Raw genomic sequence first — 20,651 nt, 5'->3', positions numbered from 1 at the left:
CTACATCTCAATCTCGTGCACCTCGGCCACTTCGACCGAGCCGGAACCGTTGACAACCATCGGGCAGCCCTTGGCCATCTCGGTCGCGGCGTCCATGCTGTCGGCCTTGATCACCGTAAAGCCCGAGGCCGGGTTTGCGCCGCCATTGTCGACGACCCCGCTGCTGCTGACGGTGTAGGATTGGCCAACCGGGTTTCCGGGGATCTCCAACGCCTCACCCATGTTCTGAAACCACGCGCCCCATGCGGCCATGGTCGCCTCGATCTCGGCGGGGTCGGTGGGGGTGTGGCCCCCGTGATAGACAAACAAATATTGGGGCATAACGCTCCTCCCTGATGAAAACCTATGTGCACAGCGCTTCGAGTTTGCGCAGTGAAGATGTCCAGCCCATGTTGTGGTTCTCGGCAGCTTCCGCATCGACCAGTTCCCGGTGATCCACCACAAGGCGCGAACCGGTTTCGGTTGCCGTGACGGCAAAGGTCACATGACTTTCCGCGCCGCGCTGATCCTGATCGTCATGCCAGGCCCAGGTGAACCCAACAGATTTGGGCGGATCGACATGGGTGACATGGCCCGAGACCTTGTATTGCTGGCCCTCGCTATTCTCCATCACCGAAAACCATGGACCCGTGCGCGAGAAATCCAGATTGTGCTGGGGCACATGCATCCCCTCGGGGCCCCACCATTGCAACAGCTTCGCGCCGTTGGTGACCCATGCAAACAGCGTTTCAGGATCAACGGGAAACTCCCGCTCGAGCTTCAGGTCGGCCATGAGTTTTCCCTTTCCAGTATGTCGCCCAAGCGATCCAGACTGCTTTCCCAGAACTGACGCTTCGAGATCGTCCAGTCGGCAATGGCGCGCAGCCCCTCGGGGCGGATCGAATACATGCGCTGTGTGCCCTGCACCCGCTGCTGTACCAGCCCCGCCGCGCGCAGCACTTTCAAATGGCGCGAGATCGCGGCACCGGACATGCCCTTGCCCTTGGTCAACTCGCCTGCGGGCATCTCTCCGGCCTCCATCAATTGCTCAACAATCGCGAAACGGGTCGCGTCGGACAGGGCGGAGAAGGTGGTGAGAAGCGTGTTCATGATCACTATTTAACACAAAAGTTAAATTAAAGAAAGCCCGAAGCGGCTGTGTGAACTCGGTCACGTTCTGCACCTTAAGTGTTTCAAAAACCGTCACAATTCACTGATAGACAGACATAATGTCTGCGAACTATAATCAAACATGCGAGTTTCGTGTTTTATGTAAGTTGTTAAGGAGTTTTGAAATGCGCCGTACGACCGTTTCAGCATTTGCTGTTCTGACAGTCGCCCTTTCCGGATGTGGGACAGTTTGGTCTCAGGAAGAGCCGGTTGATACCTCAGGCGAGGCGACGCAGTCAGCCGTCGCAGCAACGCCGGCTTCGGCGACGTCGTCGGGAAGCTCTGGCACGTCTTCAACATCCCTGGCCGGTGAAGAACGCGGCGGCGAAGGCGGTTCAAGCGGCGGAGGATCAGGCGGAGGTTCCGGTGGCGGCTCCGGCGGTTCGTCAGGCGGTAGCTCGGGCGGATCTTCAGGTGGAAGTTCAGGTGGTTCATCGGGTGGCGGCTCCGGCGGTTCTTCCGGTGGCAGCTCCGGCACCGGTGGCAGCAGCGGTGGCGGCTGGGGCGGAACATGATCTGAAAGGGTCTTAACAATGGCACAGCAAGCGTTGAAGCAACGACTTGGTCGCTTACTGGCTGCATCGGCTTTCCTGTTACTGAACACACATGCTCTGAGCGCGCAGACCAGCCAAGCATCGTCACCGGCCAACCGCATCGCAATTGTGATTGGCAATCAGGATTACGAAAGCGTTGGCGACCTGACCAATGCCCGCAAGGATGCCGAAGATATTGCGGCCATGCTGCGGGATTTCGACTTCCGCGTGTACGACGGCTATGACCTGAGCAAGCAGGAATTTGAAGCGCTGATCCGAACGGCGGTGCTGAACATCCCACCCTCAGCCGATGTGCTGTTTTATTACGCGGGTCATGGCATTCAGATCGGCCGCAGAAACTACCTGCTACCGGTCGATGCCAAGTTCGAAACCATCTACGACGTCCCGCTGGCAACCATGACGCTGGACCGCGTGATCGATACCCTGTCGGCGCGCAGCGCGGCCCATGTCGCCATATTGGATTCGTGTCGCGACAATCCATTTCAGGATCTCCGACTTGCCGCGGATCTGGATGCAAACCTGTTCGAAACCCGCGAAGGGTTTGATGTCTTCAAGACGCCCCTGAACTCACTTGTTGCGTACTCCACGTCACCCGGTGCGGTGGCGAGTGATGGCGCGCAGGGTCAGAACAGCCCCTATACTGCTGCCGTTCTGGCTACGGCTGCATCTTCGCCGTTTGAGAACATTCAGCAGCTTTTCCCTGTCATTCGCGAACAGGTTCACGCCAAAACGGCGGGTCAGCAGATTCCTTGGGAAAGCTCGACGCTGGTACGCCCGTTCTATCTGGCACAACAAACCGCCGAGCCCACACCCCCACCTGCCGAGGCAGAAGAAGCCGCACCACAATCGGTGGCTCTCAGCTATCAGTTCGACAAGTCGATCCCATTGCTGCGAAGCCTGGAACAGGCATTGGGAACCGAAATTCTCGACCTGCAGGTGATTGAAAACCCGACCCGTGGCGCTGTCAGTTTCAGCGATCAATCCACGGCCAGTGACGTCCAATACGCCCCCGAGATTTCTGACGCGCGCGCTGTCGAAGTCGGCAACGCTGACTTCAAAGATACCTTTTCGGTTCAGGTGCTGACACAAGACCAAAAACAGCAGACGGTCGACGTGTCCCTGGATCTGGAAATGAACGCCTGTGATCTTGAGGCCGGAGATGCGCTGGACATCAATGGCGTCGGCGTGTTCCGCCTGCCGAACGAATTGGACATCTCAAAAGGGTTGGCAGCCTGCACACAGGCCGTTCAGGACGATCCCGATAATCCGCGCTTCCTATATCAGCTTGGGCGCATCCAACAGGCATCAGGTGACGTGCCCGCCGCTTATGAGAGCATCTCGGCAGCCGAAGCCGGGGGGCACATCCGCGCCAAATATGCGTTGGCGAGTTTGTTGAAAACCCAGCGGATTGACCGCGCCGTGACCAAAACCCCCTATGACCCCGAACGTGCCCGCGAACTTTTGGAACAGGGTGCAGTTCAGCGCGACCCGTATTCCATGCACAGCCTTGGTCACGATTTACTGCGCAATGGCACAACACCGGAAGAGAAAAAGCGCGGGTTCGAGTTGTTGGAGCGTTCAGTTGAGTTGGGCCATACCTTCTCAATGAACGAGTTGGGCATCTATTATCTGCGTCCGAACTCGGACCACTACATCCCCGAACGCGGGCTGCGCTATCTGCGCGCCTCGGAACTGCGCAAGGATATCTATGGGTACGACAACCTTGCCTATGTCTCGCTGGAAGGGCTTGGTGGAAACCCTGTCGATTTCGCAAAGGCCGAGGCCTATTTTCGTGCCGCCTCTGACGGCGGGCATCCGACCGCTCCGGCCAGTATCGCCCGCATGATCCTGCGCGACCAGTTGCAGGGCAGAACCCGCGCTGAGGCGTTGCAGTGGTACGATACATCACTGGAACGCGGTGATGCGTGGGGTGGGGCCAACGGAGCCTACATCATTCTGGATGGTCAGGTGCCGGGACGTGGCCCTGCCGATGCGGCGCTGCGGGCGGCCAAAGCCGCGTTGCTCGCCAACGAAGAACCCGCCGCGCAGGCGATGGGTCAGTTGGACGGGATATCCAAGGCTGATCTGGACCGGGCCCTGCAAATGGCCCTGAACGAGGTCGGAGAAAACGTCGCCATTGACGGTCAGGTCGGCCCCGCCACGCTGGCCGCGCTGGAAAGCGCCAGTGCCCGGTTCGGGGTTCCTGTGTCCTACGCGTCGACAAATGACCCCAAAGCGCGCTTGCTGCTGGCGGCCAGAGTGTATTGGGCCAAAAACCCGGTGCGTTTCGATCTGTTCTAGGGGTGATCAGCCCCGAAACTCGGCCTTCCTGTAGCCCTGCAGATACAGCAGCGCGGTCAGATCACCGTGGTTGATCCGCACGTCACATTCCGCCGCGACCGAGGGTTTGGCGTGCAGCGCAACTCCGGTTCCGGCGCGGTGCAACATGCCCAGATCATTGGCGCCGTCGCCAACCGCGATCACATCCGCCTCGGCCAAACCGAGTTTGTGGGTGATCCGTTCCAGCGACTCGACCTTGGCTTGCCGACCCAGGATCGGACGTCCGACATCGCCGGTCAGGCGTCCGTCTTCGGCCAGCAGCGTGTTGGCGCGGTTTTCGTCAAACCCCAACAATTCGGCCACACGCGCGGTGAAGGCGGTGAACCCGCCTGACACCAATGCCGTATAACCGCCATTTGCCCGCATGGTAGAAACCAGTTCGCGCCCGCCGGGCATCAGGGTGATCCGGGTGTTGAGCACCTGATCGATGACCGCCTCGTCCAGCCCTTTCAGCAGACCGACCCGTTCGATCAGGGCCCCTTCGAAATCCAACTCGCCATTCATGGCGCGCGCGGTGATGTCCTTGACGCGTTCGCCCACACCGGCCTCATCAGCCAGTTCGTCGATGCATTCCTGCTGAATCATGGTGCTGTCCATATCGGCCAGCAGCATCTTTTTGCGTCGCCCCTCGGACGGTTGCACAACCAGATCGACGCCCATCTGCTGCAAGTCCGCCCAAACATCCCAGCGATTGTCCGGCATGTCCGGTACGGCAAATTCTGCCGCCTCGTCGGGGTTCAGCCAGACAATTTCGGCACCGCCCCAGGCGTTTCGCAGCGACTCGACCAGAGCCGGGTCCAGCGACGGTGCGGCTGGGTTGGTAAGCAATGTGGCAACAAACATATCGTATCTCCGGCAAGCTGCCATGCGCATATCGCAGGTGCAGCATATGCACCAGAGCGGGATTGGAAAACGCCCGTAAAATATATCGCAAACGGGGCTTTACCACCCCACATTTCCACGACAGATTCAGCGCAGGCAGCTGGGAAAGGAATACGGGATGGGCAACCCGCTTTATGATCGCTTGTTTGGGATTCACGCGGGGAAAGACACGGCGTTTCTGCATCTGCCCGACGGGCGCACAATCACCCATGCCGCGTTTCTGGATATGGCGGCGCGGATCGCCAACGCGCTGACAGGGTATGGGCTGGAACCCGGCGATCGCGTCGCCGTTCAGGTCGAGAAATCGCCTGAGATGCTGGCGCTATATGCGGCCTGCGCGCAGGCGGGGCTGATCTTTCTGCCTTTGAACACCGCCTACAAAACAGCCGAGCTGACCTATTTCATCGAAAACAGCGGGGCCGCTTTGGTCGTCTGCGATGCGGCCAGTGAGGCGGAACTGACCCCAATTGCACAGGCTCAGAACGCCCGGCTGGAAACGCTGAACGCCGATGGCTCGGGCAGTCTGATGCGTCGGGCTTTGGGCATGTTACCGGCCTTCGAACCGGTTCACCGGACCGAGGATGATCTGGCCGCATTCCTATACACCTCTGGCACCACCGGACGCTCAAAGGGGGCGATGCTGACACAGGCGAACCTGCTATCAAACGCCGATACGCTGGTGCGGGAGTGGCGGTTCACGCGCGAAGATGTGCTGTTGCACGCGCTGCCGATCTTTCACACGCACGGGCTGTTTGTGGCAACGAATGTGATCCTCGCCTCGGGCGGGTCGATGATCTTTCTGCCGAAGTTTGATCTGGACGACATGCTGCGCCTGATGCCACAGGTGACATCGATGATGGGCGTGCCCACCTTCTACACGCGCCTGCTGGGCGACGCGCGCTTCACCGGTGATCTGACCCGACATATGCGGCTGTTCATCTCGGGCTCAGCCCCCCTGCTGGCCGAAACCCATGAGACATTCGAGGCCCGCACAGGCCACCGCATCCTTGAACGCTATGGCATGACCGAGACCAACATGAGCACCTCGAACCCCTATGACGGTGAACGCCGCGCGGGCACGGTCGGGTTTCCTCTGCCGGATGTCGAACTAAAAGTGACCGATCCCGAAACCGGAGAGACCCTGCCGCAGGGTGAGATCGGCATGATCGAGGTGCGCGGCCCAAACGTCTTCAGCGGCTACTGGCAGATGCCTGAAAAAACCGCCGCCGAACTGCGCGAGGATGGCTTCTTCATCACCGGCGATCTGGGCCGCGTGGATGAGGATGGCTATGTCCACATCGTCGGACGCGGCAAAGACCTGATCATCTCGGGCGGGTTCAACATCTACCCCAAAGAGCTTGAACTGCTGCTGGACGATCAGGCCGGCGTGTTGGAAAGCGCCGTGATCGGCGTGCCGCACCCGGATTTTGGTGAAACGGTTCTGGGCATCATCGTGCCCTTGCCCGGCCAGTCACCGGACCTGACCGCAATCATGGCCTCGGTTCAGAACGACCTCGCCCGATTCAAACACCCGCGCGAGCTGATCCTGATGGACGCCCTGCCGCGCAATACGATGGGCAAGGTGCAGAAAAACACGCTGCGCGAGCAATTCAGGGATCGGTTCGTCAAACGCTAGGGGTCAGCGGGACACGGCCGTTTTCGGTCAGCAACCAGCAGTCGCGGCCCTCGAAAACCGCAGGAACCAACGGTCGGCCCATCCCGGCTCCGCCATCCAGATTGATCCGGTTGCCACGATGCTCGGCCCGATGGGCGGGTGTGTGCCCGTGCACGATCAGACAGGGATGCGGGCGCGGATCGTCCAGAAACTCGCCCCGTATCCAGACCAGATCCTCTTCGGTTTGATCCGCCAAGGGGACGCCGGGTCGAATGCCTGCATGGGCAAAGAACACCTCGCCTTCCTGATGATGTGTCACAAGGCTGTTCAGAAAGTCGATATGAGCCTGCGGCACGACATCGTGCACCCGCTCAAGCAGCCGGAAGATACGGTCTTCTTCCGTGAACTCCACACCGTAAGACGCCAAAGTCTCGGCCCCGCCCAAGCGGTGATGTAGCCAGTGTTCCCCGACGCGCAGTTTGGCCTCGGCGGTGGAGCCATCCTGCAGGAAACGGGCAAACATCCGGTCATGATTGCCCAGCAGAAAGACCCAGTTGCGCCCGGCGCGGTGTTCCGCAGCCAAAAGGTCCAGAACCGCGCGACTATCCGGACCGCGATCCACATAATCACCCAGAAACACCACGCGGGCGTCTGACCCTCCGTCGCGCTCGATCCGGTCAAGCGCCTGTTGCAGCATCTCAAACTGGCCGTGAATATCGCCAATTACGTAAACGGGGGATGGCATCAGGTGCCCTCGTACAGATTGAATATCTGGCTTGTTGCGCAAATCTTCGGGCGGGAAAAGAAAATACCCGCGCCTTGGGGGGCGCGGGCAGGAATTGTCTCAGAAATTCAACACTTAAAGCGTTTCGGGTTTTACATGCACCACTATTCGACACGAATGTCCCGAGAACGCCGCAGGCGTGGCAGGGCATTCGTGTCTCAGGTTAAACCCGAAACGCTTCTTTAGGCGACATCGAACTCCAGCGGCTTGATCTGTGTGAACAGACCCGTCTCTGCCAGCTTGGCGCGGGCCTCAGCCGGAACAGGTTCGTCGACGTAAAGCAGCGCAATGGCCTCGCCGCCTGCCTCGGACCGGCCAAGGGTAAAGTTCGCGATGTTGACGTCGTTCTCACCCATGGTTTGACCTAGCGCACCGATGATGCCCGGAACATCTTCGTTGGTGGTATACAGCATATGCGCGCCCACCTCGGCATCGATATTGATGCCCTTGATCTGAATGAAACGCGGCTTGCCATCGCTGAACACGGTGCCCCCGATGGAACGCTCGCGCTTTTCAGTCACGACGGTTACCTTGATATAACCCTCGAACGCGCCCGATTTGTCCTGATTGGTGGTCGAAATCTGAATACCACGTTCACGGGCGACAACCGGGGCCGAGACCATGTTCACCTCGGGGTTGAACTTTTTCATGATCCCCGCGACCACCGAGCAGTTCAGTGCGGCAAGGTTCATCCCGGCGGCAACACCGTCATAGAGGATGTTGATCGCTTTGATCGGCTCATCCGTCATCTGACCGATAAAGCTACCCAGATGACCTGCCAGCTTGATCCACGGACCCATCACCTTGGCTTCTTCCGCCGTCACGCTGGGCATGTTCAGCGCGTTTTCCACGGCACCGGTCAGCAGATAGTTCGAGATCTGCTCGGCCACCTGCAGCGCCACGTTTTCCTGCGCTTCGGTCGTGGCCGCGCCCAGATGCGGCGTGCAAACCACGTTGGGCAGGTTGAACAGGGCGTTTTCCTTGGCCGGTTCCTCGCTGAACACGTCAAAGGCAGCCCCGGCGACCTGACCGGATTGCAGCGCCTCGGCCAGCGCCTCTTCGTCCACAAGGCCGCCACGGGCACAGTTGATGATCCGAACGCCCTTCTTGGTTTTGGCAAGGTTCTCGCGGCTCAGAATGTTGCGGGTCTGATCGGTCAGCGGCACGTGCAGGGTGATGAAATCGGCGCGGGCCAGAAGCTCGTCCAGCTCGACCTTTTCGACACCCATCTTGGCCGCTTTCTCTTCGCCCAGATAGGGATCATAGGCGACGACCTTCATCTTCAGACCCAGCGCGCGTTCACAGACGATGCCGCCGATGTTCCCCGCACCGATGACGCCAAGGGTCTTGTTGGTCAGCTCGATCCCCATGAACTTGGACTTTTCCCACTTGCCCGCATGGGTCGAGGTGCTGGCCTCGGGGATCTGCCGCGCCACGGCGAACATCATCGCAATCGCATGTTCGGCGGTGGTGATCATGTTGCCAAAGGGCGTGTTCATCACGATCACGCCCTTTTTGGACGCGGCATCCTTGTCGATATTGTCGGTGCCGATCCCGGCGCGGCCAATGACTTTCAGCTTGTCGGCCTTTTCCAGAATGGTCGGCGTGACCTTGGTGGCCGAGCGGATGGCGAGGCCGTCATACTGACCGATCACCTCGGCCAGCTTGTCTTTGTCCTTGCCCAGATCGGGCATGAAGTCCACATCGATGCCACGGTCGCGGAAAATCTGCACGGCGGTTTCGCTGAGCTTGTCGGATACGAGTACTTTGGGGGCCATATCTCTGGTCCTTTGAAGAAGTCTTGGGATGGCGGGCTGAAGCCCGCCCTACATTTCAGTTCTGCGTAGGCCGGGCTTCAGCCCGGCACGGGGACGTCAGGCAGCTTCTGCTTGCGCCGCAATCTCGGCCTCGAAGGCCCAGGCCAGCCACGGCAGCATCGCCTCGATATCCGAGGTTTCCACCGTACCGCCGCACCAGATGCGCAGACCCGCAGGCGCGTCGCGATAGGCACCGATGTCCAGCGCGATATTCTCGGCCTCCAGCCGTTTGGCCACGGCCTTGGCGAATGTGGCCCCGTCCTGAATACGGGCATCGGTGAATTTCAGACACACGGACGTGTTCGACTGCGTCGCCGCATCCTCAGCCAGATTGTCGATCCAGTCATTCTGCGCGCAGAACGCATGGACCGCACCGGCATTGGCATCCGCACGGGCGATCAGCCCCTGCAACCCACCAACCGAGCGTGCCCAGTCCAGCGCAAACAGGTAATCCTCGACCGCCAGCATCGATGGCGTGTTGATCGTGGCACCAGTAAAAATACCCTCGATCAGTTTGCCGCCCTTGGTCAGGCGGAAAATCTTCGGCAGCGGCCATGCGGGCGTATAGCTTTCCAGCCGTTCCACCGCGCGGGGGCTGAGGATCAGCATCCCATGGGCCGCCTCACCGCCCAGCACTTTCTGCCAGCTAAAGGTGGTCACATCCAGCTTGTCCCAGGGCAGGTCCATCGCAAAGGCCGCCGAGGTCGCATCACAAATCGTCAGACCCTGACGGTCATCGGCAATCCAGTCGCCATTCGGAACCCGCACGCCCGAGGTTGTGCCGTTCCACGTAAAGACCACGTCATTGGCGAAATCGACCGAGGCCAGATCAACGATCTGACCGTACTCAGCCGTTTTCACTTCGGCGTCGATCTTCAACTGCTTGACCACATCCGTAACCCAACCGGCACCAAAGCTTTCCCAGGCCAGCATCTCGACCTTGCGTTCGCCCAGCAGCGACCACAGCGCCATCTCGACCGCGCCGGTGTCCGAGGCGGGAACGATGCCGATCTTGTAATCCGCCGGAATGCCCAGCATCTCACGCGTGCCTTCGATGGCCGCCTTCAGCTTGTCCTTGCCAACAGCGGCACGGTGCGAGCGACCCAGCGCGGCATCGGCCAGTTTGGTCAGATCAAATGTGGGGGGTTTGGCGCAGGGGCCCGAGGAAAAACGCGGATTCGCCGGCCGCGTCGCCGGTTGTTCATTCGTCATCTGTATTACCCTTCCAGATACACGCCCCTCGTTGGGGAGGGGTGTCCCACGGGCAGAGCTATTGCCTGCTCAACCGCTCAGCAAGCGGAAAAGACCTCTCCGATGCCAAAAACGACATCGGAAATCGCGTATATCGGGAACACAGGTTTCCTATCGGCATCACGGATCGAAGCGAACGGCCTCGCCCGTGTTCAGCGCCTGCTGCGCCGCCAGCCCCATGCGCACGGCCCATCGACCGTCGTGAAGTGAGACATCCGGAGCAGTACGCTGACCGCGCAACAGTTCCAGAAACCCCTGGTGCTGATAGAAAGTCGATCCGTTGTGATCCCCTGCGGCCAGCAATTTCGGATCGACCGGAATGTCGGTCGAAACCGGCCCCTTCGGATCGCGCGGACTGACGATCACTTGCGGCACCGGCGGTTCGCCCAGATGATCAGGCCAGAACCGGCCCGGTCCGGGAACCAGCGCCTCGATCTTGGCCTTGGGGCCAATGGCCGAGACCTCTTCCTGATAGCGTGAGCCTTCGGCGAACATGCATAGTTCCAGCATCGCCCGCGCCCCGTTGGCGAAATCGACCAGCACATAGCCGTGGTCCAGAATATCCGGCGTCTCACCATCATATCTTTCTTTCAGATGGTTCACCGCCTGCCCGCCGCTTGCAGTGATCCGCACCGGATCCGCGCGCAGGATCAGGCGCATCAGGTCGAAGAAGTGACAGCATTTTTCGACAAAGGTGCCGCCGGTATTGCGATTGAACCGGTTCCAGTTGCCGACCTTGCCCAGAAACGGAAACCGATGTTCGCGGATCGACAGCATCTGAACGCCGCCAGTCACATCCGTCTGATCAATCAGCGCCGCGATGGGGGGCATATAGCGGTACTCCATCGCCACCCAGATCGGATGGGGGTAGTCGCGCTGAACCTGCTCAAGCCGGGCGGCATCCTGCGGATCGGTGAACAGCGGCTTTTCCACCAACAGCGGCAAGGGACGCGTGGCTGCGATTTCGCAAATCTGATCCACATGCAGGTGGTTCGGGCTGGCGATGACGAGGCAATCCAGATCCTCGACTGCCAGCAACTCTTGCACAGACGTCACCATGACCGCATCCGGCGCGATGGTTTGCGCCGCTTTGGCCATGTCCGGATCAGGTTCGTAGATCGCCGCGACCCGCGTGCCTTCTAACAAAGCGATATTGTGCAGATGCTCCTGCCCCATCATGCCGCATCCGATCAGCCCGTAATGGATGGTCCGGGTCATGCGCATTTCCTTTTACTTCAGACGTTGGACATAGGTGGCCCGATCCGGATCGAACCATGTTTTTGAAAACTCGACGGGTTCGGCCTTTTCCGACCAGCTGAACCGCTCGATATACCCCACCGTTTCACCGGCGGGTTTAGTGAAACTCTCGGGCGTCCAGTCGGGCAGCGACCCGACCGACACCCTGTCTTCGGCCCGCGTGATCCAGAACCCAAGCTGGTGCTGATAATAACGATAGAGCGAGTCCGACAGCAGGCTGCGATCGATCCGGCCGGCTGATTCGTCCAGCCAGATCTCTTCGACCGCGATGATTGTGTCATTCAGATAGCGCATCCGCCGCACGCGCGAGCCCAGGCTTGATGCCCCGAATTGGGGAAGATCGGCGGGCTTTTCTACCTGATCGACCGACAGAATATCCGCGCGCGGCAAGCCCCCGCCTTCGGGCAGTTCCAGCCGGAACATCGCATAGACGCTGTTTTGCGTTCCGGTTTCTCGCACATAGTTGCCCGAGCCCTGTATCCGCTCCAGCATCCCTTTTTTCTCAAGCTCGGCGAGCGATTTTCGCAGCGTCCCGACCGAGACCTGAAGCTCGGCCGCCATGTCCCGTTCCGGCGGCAAGCGTTCCCCATCGATCAACCGTCCGGCGGCAATTTCGCGGATCAGAAGTTCGGCGATCTGAACATAGATCGGCAATGCGTTGGGGTTTCGGCTGTTCGGGGGCACGTTCGGGCGCTTCTTTCAGTCGCAGGAAAAATTGATACACTATTGATCTACATCAATGTGCTTGCTACGCAAGAGGAAAGTCAAAGATGTACGGAGCGTGAATCAAATGAGCATCGTCCCCATCACATCCCCCGATCTGGATGCGGCCGAAGTCTCGTGGTTTGCAGCGCTGTGCTCGGACGATTACCAGTTTCTGGGCGTGCCCGATGGCGATCTACGCTCTAGCTGGGACCACTGTTCCGGCATCGTGAAAGAGGCCGAGGCGCAGGGGTTCCGCAATATCCTGTGCCCCTCGTCCTATCAGGTCGGTCAGGACACGCTGAGCTTTGTCGCAGGTTGCGCGCCGATCACCGACCGGATCAACCTGCTGGCCGCCGTACGCTGTGGTGAGATGCAGCCGATCATGCTGGCCCGCACCATCGCGACGCTCGATCACATGCTGAAGGGGCGGCTGACGGTCAACATCATCTCATCAGACTTCCCGGGCGAGAAAGCCGATAGCGCGTACCGCTACCAACGCTCGCGCGAGGTGGTCGAGATTCTGAAACAGGCCTGGACGCGGGATGAGATCAATCACGCGGGTCAGGTCTATAATTTCTCGGGCCTGACCACCGACCCCGCCAAGCCCTATCAGACCGGCGGCCCGCTGCTGTATTTCGGCGGCTACTCCCCGTCTGCCTTGGACCTGTGTGGCGAACATTGCGACGTCTACCTGATGTGGCCTGAAACCAAGGAGCAATTGGCCGAACGGATGAAGGCCGTTCACGCAGTTGCCGAGAATTACAACCGCACGCTGGATTACGGCCTGCGCGTGCACATGATCGTTCGCGATACCGAGGCCGAGGCGCAGGAATACGCCGACTACATCGTCTCGAAACTGGATGACGACTATGGCCGCGCGATCCGGGAACGGGCGCTGGACGCGACCTCGCTGGGAGTGGCGCATCAATCCAAGAACCGCGATCTGGCGGATGAGTATGGCTATGTCGAACCCGGCCTGTGGACCGGTGTCGGACGCGCGCGGTCAGGCTGTGGTGCTGCGCTGGTCGGTTCGACCGATCAAGTTATGTCTAAGATCGAAGAGTATCAGAAGATGGGCATCCGCGCCTTCATCTTCTCGGGCTATCCGCACATGGACGAGGCCAGGCACTTTGGCGCCCGCGTGATGCCCAACCTAAAAACCTGCTCGCTGCCCGAAGCCTATGGGCGCGTGCCCGCAACACCCCCGGCGACCCCGTTGGGCAACGGAGTTCGTCGCTGATGCAACGTGTGAAACTATCCGACACGCTGGAGCTAAGCCGTCTGGTCTATGGCATGTGGCGGCTGGGCGATGACAGCGACACGTCCGTGGGCCATGTCGAGGCCAAGATACAGGCTTGTCTGGATCAAGGTATTACCACATTCGATCAGGCCGATATCTATGGCGGTTACGCGGCCGAGGCGGTTCTGGGCAACGCGCTGCGCGCCAACCCCAGCCTGCGCCAGCGGATGGAAATTGTCACCAAATGTGACATCATCGCGCCGATGGGCCGGTATGCGGATGCCAAGGTCAAATATTACGACACCTCGCGCGCGCATATCCTGAAGTCCGTCGATACCTCTCTGTCGGAAATGGCGATTGACCATATCGACCTGCTGCTGATCCACCGTCCCGACCCGTTCATGGACCACCACGAAACCGGTGCCGCACTGGATGAGGTTGTGGCCAGCGGCAAAGTCGGCGCGGTCGGCGTGTCGAACTTCCGCCCCTGGGACTGGTCGCTGCTGCAATCGGCGATGAAAACGCAACTGGTCACCAACCAGATCGAGATCTCTCTGGGCGAGATCAGCCCCTTTACCAATGGCGATCTGGCCTTTCACCAGCAGCATGGGCAACCGATCATGGCATGGTCGCCTCTGGGCGGCGGTCTTCTGATGGCCGGAAACCCGCCCGTCGGTGTCGTCGCGGACGAGATCGCAGCCGCGTTCGGCGTGGATCGTGCCGCCGTTGCTGTGGCCTTCCTGTTGGCTCATCCGGCAAATATCCTGCCGGTTCTGGGCACCAATAACCTGAGCCGCATCAAAACCATCTCGGACGCTCTGAAAGTCAATCTGGATCGTGAAAGCTGGTATCGCCTCTATGAGGCGGCACTGGGGCATGAGGTACCATGATGAACGCCATCTCAAAGGACATGACCCGCACATTCGTTCCCCACAAGGACGACACCCGCACCCTGCGCGACGCCTTTGGCCGCTTTGCCACGGGCGTCACCATCGTGACCTGCGACAGCGCGGATGGACCGGTCTGCATCACCGCCAACAGCTTTTCGTCCCTGTCATTGGACCCACCTTTGATCATGTGGGCAGGCGACCGCAACTCGCGCCGCTTCCCCTATTTCCACAAGGCCCGCCATTTCAGCGTGCATGTGCTGTCGGCGGAACAGGCCGAACTGTGCTTTGGCTGCTCGAAAGACGCCTTTGCCCTGCGCGATATCGATCATGAGCGCTGCACGAACGGAACGCCGCTGCTGTCGGATTGCCTGGCGCGGTTCGAATGCGAACAACATGCGTATCACGATGCGGGCGATCACGTTATTGTCGTAGGAAAAGTTCTTAAGGTCAGCATGGCGGATGGAGACGCGCTGACCTTTTACGCCGGGAAACTCGGCCAATTCGCGAAAACCTAAACGCGATCTGACGACCGTGGGACAAACCCGCGGCTGAACAAGGGAGGATCCGCATGGGCGGACTGGCATCGGCGTTAGCGCCGATTGCATTCGTGAACGAAACCGCGCTGCGTCTGGGCCGCGCGGTTGGTGTCGTTGCGATTGCACTCATGGTGATCGCAATCCTGATACAGGTGTTCTTTCGATATGTTCTGGGCAACGCCCTGCCCTGGCCGGACGAGGCCGCGCGCTTCTGCATGTTGTGGATGACCGGCCTGATGGCCCCCACCGCCTTTCGGCGCGGCGGTTTTGTGGCCATCGACATGCTGCAAAGGTTCCTGCCGCGCGTCATCGGCCAATCGCTCAACCTGTTCCTGTTGCTGATCTCGCTCGCTGTGCTGCTGGTCGCGGTCAATATTGGCTGGTCCGAAGTCACTGGCTTTGGCGGCAAATTCGCCACCGCCGCGCTGTATCTGCCTACCTCATTCGGGTTCGACGAATGGTATCGCATCCCGCGTAGCTGGATGATGGCCTCGCTGCTTGTTGGGGTCATCCTGCTGATCTCGGTGAATATCGAGCTGATCCTGCGGTCGTTCATCACTCTGCTGGGCGGAGGTCACCTGTTGCCCGAAATTCCTGACGCGGCAGTGGGGGCCGAATAAATGCTGATCTGGTTCCTGCCCACCTTCCTGATTTTCCTGCTGATCGGTCTGCCGGTCTTTTTCGCGTTGCTGGCCGCCCCGGGTATCCTGCTGTGGCTGAATGGCCAAACCAACGACATCACGCTGCTTTATCGCAATGTCTACAATGGCATGGACAGCTTCCCGCTGATGGCGATCCCCTTCTTCATGCTGGCCGGAGAGTTGATGAACCGCGGCGGCATCACCATCCGCCTTGTCGAGTTTTCGCAGGCCCTGATGGGCCACCTGCGCGGTGGGTTGGCTCATGTGAACGTGCTGAGTTCTATCCTCTTCGCGGGCCTCTCGGGCTCGGCGGTGGCCGACACGTCGGCGTTGGGGTCAATGCTGATCCCGGCGATGGAGAAACAGGGCTATACCCGCAAATTCGCCGCCGCGATCACAGCGGCCAGTTCGGTGATCGGGCCGATCATCCCGCCTTCGGGCATCATGATCATCTATGCCTATGTGATGGGCGAAAGCGTTGCGGCGCTGTTCCTGGCGGGGATCGTGCCCGGCGTGATGGTCGGCGTCGGCCTGATGCTGATGATCAAACTCATGGCCGACCGCTATGATTTCCCGGTGGCCAGCCGCAAATACACATGGCCCGAACGCCGTCAGGCCAGCCTGAAAGCCTTCTTCCCGCTGATGACGCCGGTGATCATTCTGGGTGGCATTCTGGGCGGCATTTTCACCCCGACCGAGGCCGCTGCCGTCGCCGTGGGATACGCCTTTATCATCGGTTTCTTTGTCCTGCGCACGCTGACGTGGAAAGAGGTGCCTGAGGTGCTCAGCAACGCAGGCATGACCTCAGCCGTCGTTCTGCTGCTGGTCGGCGCGGCGATGGCGTTCAAAACCGTGGTCAGCCTCAGCCATGCGCCGGAACAACTGGCCTCGCTGATCCTCAGCCTGTCGGAAAACCCGCTGATCCTGCTGTTCCTGATCAACCTGCTGCTGTTCATCGTCGGCATGTTTTTGGACGCGGGCCCTGCGATCATCATCCTTGGGCCCATCCTTGGCCCCATCTTCACCAGCCTCGGTGTCGACCCGATCCACTTCGCCATCATCATGAGCGTCAACCTGACCGTTGGCCTCGCCACGCCGCCGATGGGCCTGGTCCTGTTCGTGGCCGCCGCCGTGTCCCGTGAACGGGTCGAAACCATCGCCAAGGCGATCCTGCCGTTTCTGGCGGTCGAAATCATCGTGATCTTTCTGATCACCTATATCCCCGCACTATCCATGACGATCCCGAGGATAACGGGATTTGCCAACTGAGTATCACAGGGAGGAAACGCATGCTCAGAGACTTCATCAAAACCGCAGCGGTGGCCACATCGCTTGTGGCCGCGTCCGCCATGGCAGCCACGGCTGCCGACTACACGCTGCGCGCCACTGCCAATTCGAACGAAAATGACGAGGATTATGACGGCCTGATCGTCTTCAAGAACTATGTCGAGGCCGCCTCGAATGGAGCAATCGAGGTCGAGCTGTTCATCGGCACCCAGCTGTGTTCGAACGGGGCCGAGTGCTTACAAGGTGTGGCCGAAGGTCAGATCGACATCGTCATCCAGACCTCGAGTGGCACGTCAGGTATCTTCCCCTTCGTTCAGGTGCTGGACTTGCCCTATCTGATGTCAGATGACCGCGTGGCCGAAGCAGCTTTGGCCAATGGCTCTTCCTTCGTGACAAAAATGCAAGAGATGGTCGCCGAAAACTCCGGCGGCGCATTGCGCCTGATGACCATCGGCAATACCGGCGGCTGGCGTAACTTTGCCAATACTCAACGCCGCGTCCAGAACCCTGGCGATATGGAAGGGTTGAAAATTCGGACAGTTGTCGCTGACCTGCCGCAGGAGCTGGTCAAAGCACTTGGCGCAGCCCCGACGCCGATCCCGTGGCCGGAACTGTTCACCTCGTTCCAGACCGGCGTAGTTGAAGGGTCCAAGAACGGCATCACCGACATCATGAGCATGAAGTTCCCCGATGCCGGTCTGAAATACATCACGCTGGACGGGCACGCATACATGGGTGCGTTGTGGTTCATGAACAACGAAAAGTTCATGTCGATGCCGCCTGAGCTGCGCAATGTCATCGTCGATGGGTTCTATCAGCTGCAGCAGGCCACATTCGCCTCGCCCAAGCGCAAGTCAATCCAGGCTTATGAGGAATTCGTGGCCGAAGGTGGCGATCTTTATGTGCCGACACCGGAAGAGAAGGCCGCATTCAAGGAAGCCGCTGCACCTGTCTATGATTGGTTCAAGGCCAATGTCGATGGCGGAGAAACAGCCTTTGACGCTTTGACTGCTGCTGTTGCCGAAGCCGAAGCCGAGATTGCAGCGACCCGCGCAGCCGAAACGCAGTAAAGCGGTCTGACAAGAGAACCTTGTGCGCGGCCCCGTCGCGCGCAAACCTGCCCCCTCGCCGGAGAAACTCTGATGCTCGACCAAACCGATGCATTTCGCCGCCAAGGTTACCTCGTTTTTGAAAATGCGCTTAGCCCGGAAGACCTGCAGATGCTGCGCGGCACCTGCGACACACTGTTGGATGAGCCTGCCCATGATGGCGGCGGCAATGTGCACAAAATCGGGCTAGGCGATGCGCGCCGCTTTCTGCGCCATCGCCATGCCGAGTTCCCAACGCTGGAAGACTTCTTGCTCGGCCCCAAGATCGCCGAAATCACTCGCGCCTGCGGGATCGAAGACCCGATGCTGTTCAACGAGCAGTTTGTGGTCAAAGGCGCGGGCAAAGGTGCGAGTTTCGCCTGGCATCAGGACGGCGCCTATGTCGGCTTTGATCACACACCCTATCTGACCGTCTGGATCGCAGTGGATGATGCAACCGAAGAAAACGGCTGCGTTTATATCCTGCCGCGTGACCTTGACGCCGAGCCCGGTCTGGACCGGCATGAATGGCAGGATGAAAGCAACGAGCTTAACGGGTATTTCGGCGAGGATACAGGCACTCCGATGACCTGCAAGGCGGGCACGATCGTGGCCTTTTCCAGCCTTACGCTTCACAGTTCAGGGGCGAACATAACCGACAGCCCGCGACGGGCCTTTGTGTGCCAATATTCCTCGGGGCCGATCATCGACCCTGAAACCCACGCCCCAAAACGGTTTGCGAAACCGTTGCGGGTTTGATCCATCATCTGAAAGGGTACATCCACCCTTTGTAATCATTGACCAGAATATGCGCCCTTTCGATCTGCTCCAGCGACATTTTCTTGACCACTTCCTCAAGGCTGATCGCCGCGTCGGGATCGCCTCCAATCGCGCTGAGCGTATACCACATGTAAGCCCGCACCAGATCGGGCGCGGGCATGCCCAATCCCAGCTCATAGTACCATCCGACCCCCGACTGCGCCCCCGGATGCCCCTTCATCGACGCGCGAAGATACCATTCAAACGCGCGTTCATAGTCCTGCTCGACCCCAAGACCCAGCCCGTACATCACACCGATCAGTTCCTCGGCCTCGGCATTGCCCGATCGGGCGGCGGGCAACAGTTCCTCGCGCGCGGCCTCAAACTCCCCCGCCTCCATCAGATCGCGCGCCTGTTCCAATTCGGCTATCGCAGGGTTCGCAAGCAGGCAAAGGGCAAATACAAGCTGGCGCATGGGGTTGTGTTCCTTTTGGCCGGGACTGCTGCGGCACAGGATTTACCGCGCCCGCTGACCGATGATGACTTCATCCCCTTTGATATGGAACAGGCCGCCATCGGTCATCAATTGTTTTATGATCCGATCCTGTCGGGCAACCGGAACATATCCTGCGCCCACTGCCACCACCCGGATTTCGGCACATCAGACGGGTTGTCGCTGGGTATTGGCGAGGGTGGTCAGGGTCTGGGGCCGGACCGCACACCCGGCATCGGAGCAGACAAGATCCGCAAACGCATCCCACGCAATTCGCCGGGGCTGTGGAACCTTGGCGCGCGCGAGCTTGATACTGTCTTCCACGATGGTCGGCTGAGCATTTCTGATGTCTACGGCAACGGCTTCAACTCACCCGCGCAGGAATGGCTGCCCGAGGGGCTGAACTCTCTGCTCGCCGCACAGGCGCTGTTCCCCCTGACATCGCAATTCGAAATGGCGGGGAATGTCGGCGAAAATCAGGTGACCGGGGCCGTCGCTGACCGGATCGATCTGGGCTGGCCCATTCTGGCCAAACGCGTCCGTACCGATCCGCGATACGGTCCCGCGATGATAAAGGCATTCGACGAGGTCCAAAGCACCCAAGACATCACGATCACCCAGATTGCCAACGCTCTGGCTGCTTTCATGGCCATCGAATGGCGCAGCACCGACAGCCCGTTCGACCAATATCTGGCTGGCGACCCCAATGCCCTTACCAAAGTTCAGAAAGACGGCATGACGTTGTTTTACGGCAAGGCAAACTGTTCGACCTGCCATTCCGGACCGCTGATGACCGATCAGCAATTCCACGCTTTGGGTTTGCCCCCGTTTGGCCCCGGCCGCACCCGCCAATGGGACCCTTACGCCCGCGACGTGGGCCGTATGGGCGAAAGCAACCGGATCGAGGACGCCTATCGCTTCCGCACCCCAATGCTGCGAAACGTCGCCCTGACCGCGCCTTACGGCCATAACGGCGCCTTCCCGGACCTTGAAAGCATGATCCGCCACCATTTGGACCCAAAGACCAGCTTGGCGAACTGGACACCCGCCATGGCGGCTTTGCCTCAGGTTCCCTGGCTACAGAAGGTAGACTTCGTTGTCTGGCAGGATCGTTTCGAAATGCAACGTGTGCGCAACACAATCGATATCTCCTCGGTCGCGCTAACCGATGCAGAAATCGACGCCCTCGTCGCATTTCTGAATGCACTGACCGGGACGAGCGTGGACACGCCGCCTTTCGGCGTTCCAAAAGGGTTCGAACCCTAAAGAAAACCCCCCGCCTTTTTGTGGCGGGGGGTTTTGTTTGTGTTGTTATTCAGCTGCGTCTTTGTATGCGTCCATTGGGGGGCATGTGCAGACGAGG

General features: G+C 59.8%; 21 protein-coding genes. 11 read left to right on the top strand and 10 right to left on the bottom strand.

What is annotated here, in order from left to right; all coding sequences use genetic code 11:
* Genes ACR0AC_RS19630 through ACR0AC_RS19620 form a run of 3 tightly spaced genes read right to left on the bottom strand, consistent with a single transcriptional unit; the run spans nucleotide 1 to nucleotide 1,089 of the window.
* Complete coding sequence (locus tag ACR0AC_RS19630) at nucleotides 1-321, bottom strand: YciI family protein (protein ID WP_170455355.1); 321 nt, start codon at nucleotides 319-321, stop codon at nucleotides 1-3.
* Nucleotides 322-343: 22 nt separating this feature from the next.
* On the bottom strand, nucleotides 344-772 hold the full coding sequence (locus tag ACR0AC_RS19625; RefSeq protein WP_170523723.1) for an SRPBCC family protein: 429 nt from the start codon (nucleotides 770-772) through the stop codon (nucleotides 344-346).
* On the bottom strand, nucleotides 760-1,089 hold the full coding sequence (locus ACR0AC_RS19620) for a metalloregulator ArsR/SmtB family transcription factor (RefSeq protein WP_170624675.1): 330 nt from the start codon (nucleotides 1,087-1,089) through the stop codon (nucleotides 760-762). Before ACR0AC_RS19620 ends, ACR0AC_RS19625 begins: the two co-directional genes overlap by 13 nt.
* Nucleotides 1,090-1,515: 426 nt before the next feature.
* Here ACR0AC_RS19620 and ACR0AC_RS19615 point away from each other — a divergent pair, with 426 nt between their 5' ends.
* Together ACR0AC_RS19615 and ACR0AC_RS19610 are read left to right on the top strand one after the other, a co-directional pair.
* Nucleotides 1,516-1,680: a hypothetical protein gene (locus ACR0AC_RS19615; RefSeq protein ID WP_480875545.1), complete on the top strand. Its 165-nt coding sequence runs from the start codon at nucleotides 1,516-1,518 to the stop codon at nucleotides 1,678-1,680.
* A gap of 2 nt (nucleotides 1,681-1,682) precedes the next feature.
* The gene (locus ACR0AC_RS19610; RefSeq protein WP_480875542.1) at nucleotides 1,683-4,004 is read left to right on the top strand and encodes a caspase family protein; all 2,322 of its coding nucleotides are present in this window, start codon (nucleotides 1,683-1,685) and stop codon (nucleotides 4,002-4,004) included.
* Between the two features lie 6 nt (nucleotides 4,005-4,010).
* Here the strand turns inward: ACR0AC_RS19610 and serB are convergent, their stop codons facing one another.
* A complete protein-coding gene (gene serB / locus ACR0AC_RS19605; RefSeq protein WP_480875539.1) occupies nucleotides 4,011-4,886 on the bottom strand; it encodes a phosphoserine phosphatase SerB in 876 nt (291 codons plus the stop codon).
* A 157-nt stretch (nucleotides 4,887-5,043) separates the two neighbouring features.
* Here serB and ACR0AC_RS19600 point away from each other — a divergent pair, with 157 nt between their 5' ends.
* On the top strand, nucleotides 5,044-6,561 hold the full coding sequence (locus ACR0AC_RS19600; protein WP_170455365.1) for a malonate--CoA ligase: 1,518 nt from the start codon (nucleotides 5,044-5,046) through the stop codon (nucleotides 6,559-6,561).
* On the opposite strand, the gene ACR0AC_RS19595 is transcribed toward ACR0AC_RS19600, so the two are convergent.
* The 5 genes from ACR0AC_RS19595 to ACR0AC_RS19575 all read right to left on the bottom strand — a co-directional run bounded on the left by ACR0AC_RS19595 (nucleotide 6,551) and on the right by ACR0AC_RS19575 (nucleotide 12,333).
* Nucleotides 6,551-7,285, bottom strand: a complete 735-nt coding sequence (locus ACR0AC_RS19595) for a metallophosphoesterase family protein (protein WP_170455367.1) — start codon at nucleotides 7,283-7,285, stop codon at nucleotides 6,551-6,553. The genes ACR0AC_RS19600 and ACR0AC_RS19595 overlap by 11 nt on opposite strands.
* 221 nt (nucleotides 7,286-7,506) lie before the next feature.
* Nucleotides 7,507-9,102: a phosphoglycerate dehydrogenase gene (serA, locus tag ACR0AC_RS19590; RefSeq protein WP_170455369.1), complete on the bottom strand. Its 1,596-nt coding sequence runs from the start codon at nucleotides 9,100-9,102 to the stop codon at nucleotides 7,507-7,509.
* Nucleotides 9,103-9,198: 96 nt separating this feature from the next.
* The gene (locus tag ACR0AC_RS19585; protein ID WP_480875536.1) at nucleotides 9,199-10,353 is read right to left on the bottom strand and encodes a phosphoserine transaminase; all 1,155 of its coding nucleotides are present in this window, start codon (nucleotides 10,351-10,353) and stop codon (nucleotides 9,199-9,201) included.
* Nucleotides 10,354-10,512: 159 nt separating this feature from the next.
* Entirely contained in the window at nucleotides 10,513-11,610 is a 1,098-nt protein-coding gene (locus tag ACR0AC_RS19580; RefSeq protein ID WP_480875533.1) for a Gfo/Idh/MocA family protein, read from the bottom strand.
* A gap of 12 nt (nucleotides 11,611-11,622) precedes the next feature.
* Nucleotides 11,623-12,333 (bottom strand): GntR family transcriptional regulator, encoded by a 711-nt coding sequence (locus ACR0AC_RS19575; RefSeq protein WP_170455375.1) that lies wholly within the window; start codon nucleotides 12,331-12,333, stop codon nucleotides 11,623-11,625.
* A 106-nt stretch (nucleotides 12,334-12,439) separates the two neighbouring features.
* On the opposite strand from ACR0AC_RS19575, the gene ACR0AC_RS19570 reads away from it, so the two are divergent.
* From ACR0AC_RS19570 to ACR0AC_RS19540, 7 genes are all read left to right on the top strand, one after another.
* Entirely contained in the window at nucleotides 12,440-13,594 is a 1,155-nt protein-coding gene (locus ACR0AC_RS19570) for an LLM class flavin-dependent oxidoreductase (RefSeq protein ID WP_480875530.1), read from the top strand.
* A complete protein-coding gene (locus tag ACR0AC_RS19565) occupies nucleotides 13,594-14,484 on the top strand; it encodes an aldo/keto reductase (protein ID WP_480875527.1) in 891 nt (296 codons plus the stop codon). Before ACR0AC_RS19570 ends, ACR0AC_RS19565 begins: the two co-directional genes overlap by 1 nt.
* Nucleotides 14,484-14,999 (top strand): flavin reductase family protein, encoded by a 516-nt coding sequence (locus ACR0AC_RS19560; protein ID WP_480627087.1) that lies wholly within the window; start codon nucleotides 14,484-14,486, stop codon nucleotides 14,997-14,999. Before ACR0AC_RS19565 ends, ACR0AC_RS19560 begins: the two co-directional genes overlap by 1 nt.
* 53 nt (nucleotides 15,000-15,052) lie before the next feature.
* Nucleotides 15,053-15,640: a TRAP transporter small permease subunit gene (locus tag ACR0AC_RS19555; RefSeq protein WP_170523682.1), complete on the top strand. Its 588-nt coding sequence runs from the start codon at nucleotides 15,053-15,055 to the stop codon at nucleotides 15,638-15,640.
* Nucleotides 15,641-16,930 (top strand): TRAP transporter large permease, encoded by a 1,290-nt coding sequence (locus ACR0AC_RS19550; RefSeq protein ID WP_170378746.1) that lies wholly within the window; start codon nucleotides 15,641-15,643, stop codon nucleotides 16,928-16,930.
* A 20-nt stretch (nucleotides 16,931-16,950) separates the two neighbouring features.
* Complete coding sequence (gene dctP, locus ACR0AC_RS19545; RefSeq protein WP_480708680.1) at nucleotides 16,951-18,018, top strand: TRAP transporter substrate-binding protein DctP; 1,068 nt, start codon at nucleotides 16,951-16,953, stop codon at nucleotides 18,016-18,018.
* Nucleotides 18,019-18,090: 72 nt separating this feature from the next.
* On the top strand, nucleotides 18,091-18,795 hold the full coding sequence (locus ACR0AC_RS19540) for a phytanoyl-CoA dioxygenase family protein (RefSeq protein WP_480875523.1): 705 nt from the start codon (nucleotides 18,091-18,093) through the stop codon (nucleotides 18,793-18,795).
* A gap of 4 nt (nucleotides 18,796-18,799) precedes the next feature.
* On the opposite strand, the gene ACR0AC_RS19535 is transcribed toward ACR0AC_RS19540, so the two are convergent.
* Complete coding sequence (locus tag ACR0AC_RS19535) at nucleotides 18,800-19,270, bottom strand: tetratricopeptide repeat protein (RefSeq protein ID WP_480875522.1); 471 nt, start codon at nucleotides 19,268-19,270, stop codon at nucleotides 18,800-18,802.
* Between the two features lie 15 nt (nucleotides 19,271-19,285).
* Here ACR0AC_RS19535 and ACR0AC_RS19530 point away from each other — a divergent pair, with 15 nt between their 5' ends.
* The gene (locus ACR0AC_RS19530; RefSeq protein ID WP_480875632.1) at nucleotides 19,286-20,554 is read left to right on the top strand and encodes a cytochrome-c peroxidase; all 1,269 of its coding nucleotides are present in this window, start codon (nucleotides 19,286-19,288) and stop codon (nucleotides 20,552-20,554) included.
* The last annotated feature ends 97 nt before the right edge of the window (nucleotides 20,555-20,651 follow it).

This window comes from Ruegeria sp. H7, assembly GCF_056532945.1.
Note: the sequence above shows the minus strand (reverse complement) of the source record. Positions and strands in the feature narration are given on the sequence as shown.

What these genes read in the sequence shown, in the direction of transcription:
- ACR0AC_RS19535 (WP_480875522.1), bottom strand. Translation starts at nt 19,270, where the DNA reads ATGCGCCAGCTTGTATTTGCCCTTTGCCTGCTTGCGAACCCTGCGATA.
- ACR0AC_RS19625 (WP_170523723.1), bottom strand. Translation starts at nt 772, where the DNA reads ATGGCCGACCTGAAGCTCGAGCGGGAGTTTCCCGTTGATCCTGAAACG.
- ACR0AC_RS19585 (WP_480875536.1), bottom strand. Translation starts at nt 10,353, where the DNA reads ATGACGAATGAACAACCGGCGACGCGGCCGGCGAATCCGCGTTTTTCC.
- ACR0AC_RS19555 (WP_170523682.1), top strand. Translation starts at nt 15,053, where the DNA reads ATGGGCGGACTGGCATCGGCGTTAGCGCCGATTGCATTCGTGAACGAA.
- ACR0AC_RS19560 (WP_480627087.1), top strand. Translation starts at nt 14,484, where the DNA reads ATGAACGCCATCTCAAAGGACATGACCCGCACATTCGTTCCCCACAAG.
- serA (WP_170455369.1), bottom strand. Translation starts at nt 9,102, where the DNA reads ATGGCCCCCAAAGTACTCGTATCCGACAAGCTCAGCGAAACCGCCGTG.
- ACR0AC_RS19550 (WP_170378746.1), top strand. Translation starts at nt 15,641, where the DNA reads ATGCTGATCTGGTTCCTGCCCACCTTCCTGATTTTCCTGCTGATCGGT.
- ACR0AC_RS19620 (WP_170624675.1), bottom strand. Translation starts at nt 1,089, where the DNA reads ATGAACACGCTTCTCACCACCTTCTCCGCCCTGTCCGACGCGACCCGT.
- ACR0AC_RS19580 (WP_480875533.1), bottom strand. Translation starts at nt 11,610, where the DNA reads ATGACCCGGACCATCCATTACGGGCTGATCGGATGCGGCATGATGGGG.
- ACR0AC_RS19610 (WP_480875542.1), top strand. Translation starts at nt 1,683, where the DNA reads ATGGCACAGCAAGCGTTGAAGCAACGACTTGGTCGCTTACTGGCTGCA.
- ACR0AC_RS19600 (WP_170455365.1), top strand. Translation starts at nt 5,044, where the DNA reads ATGGGCAACCCGCTTTATGATCGCTTGTTTGGGATTCACGCGGGGAAA.
- dctP (WP_480708680.1), top strand. Translation starts at nt 16,951, where the DNA reads ATGCTCAGAGACTTCATCAAAACCGCAGCGGTGGCCACATCGCTTGTG.
- ACR0AC_RS19565 (WP_480875527.1), top strand. Translation starts at nt 13,594, where the DNA reads ATGCAACGTGTGAAACTATCCGACACGCTGGAGCTAAGCCGTCTGGTC.
- ACR0AC_RS19595 (WP_170455367.1), bottom strand. Translation starts at nt 7,285, where the DNA reads ATGCCATCCCCCGTTTACGTAATTGGCGATATTCACGGCCAGTTTGAG.
- ACR0AC_RS19630 (WP_170455355.1), bottom strand. Translation starts at nt 321, where the DNA reads ATGCCCCAATATTTGTTTGTCTATCACGGGGGCCACACCCCCACCGAC.
- serB (WP_480875539.1), bottom strand. Translation starts at nt 4,886, where the DNA reads ATGTTTGTTGCCACATTGCTTACCAACCCAGCCGCACCGTCGCTGGAC.
- ACR0AC_RS19540 (WP_480875523.1), top strand. Translation starts at nt 18,091, where the DNA reads ATGCTCGACCAAACCGATGCATTTCGCCGCCAAGGTTACCTCGTTTTT.
- ACR0AC_RS19570 (WP_480875530.1), top strand. Translation starts at nt 12,440, where the DNA reads ATGAGCATCGTCCCCATCACATCCCCCGATCTGGATGCGGCCGAAGTC.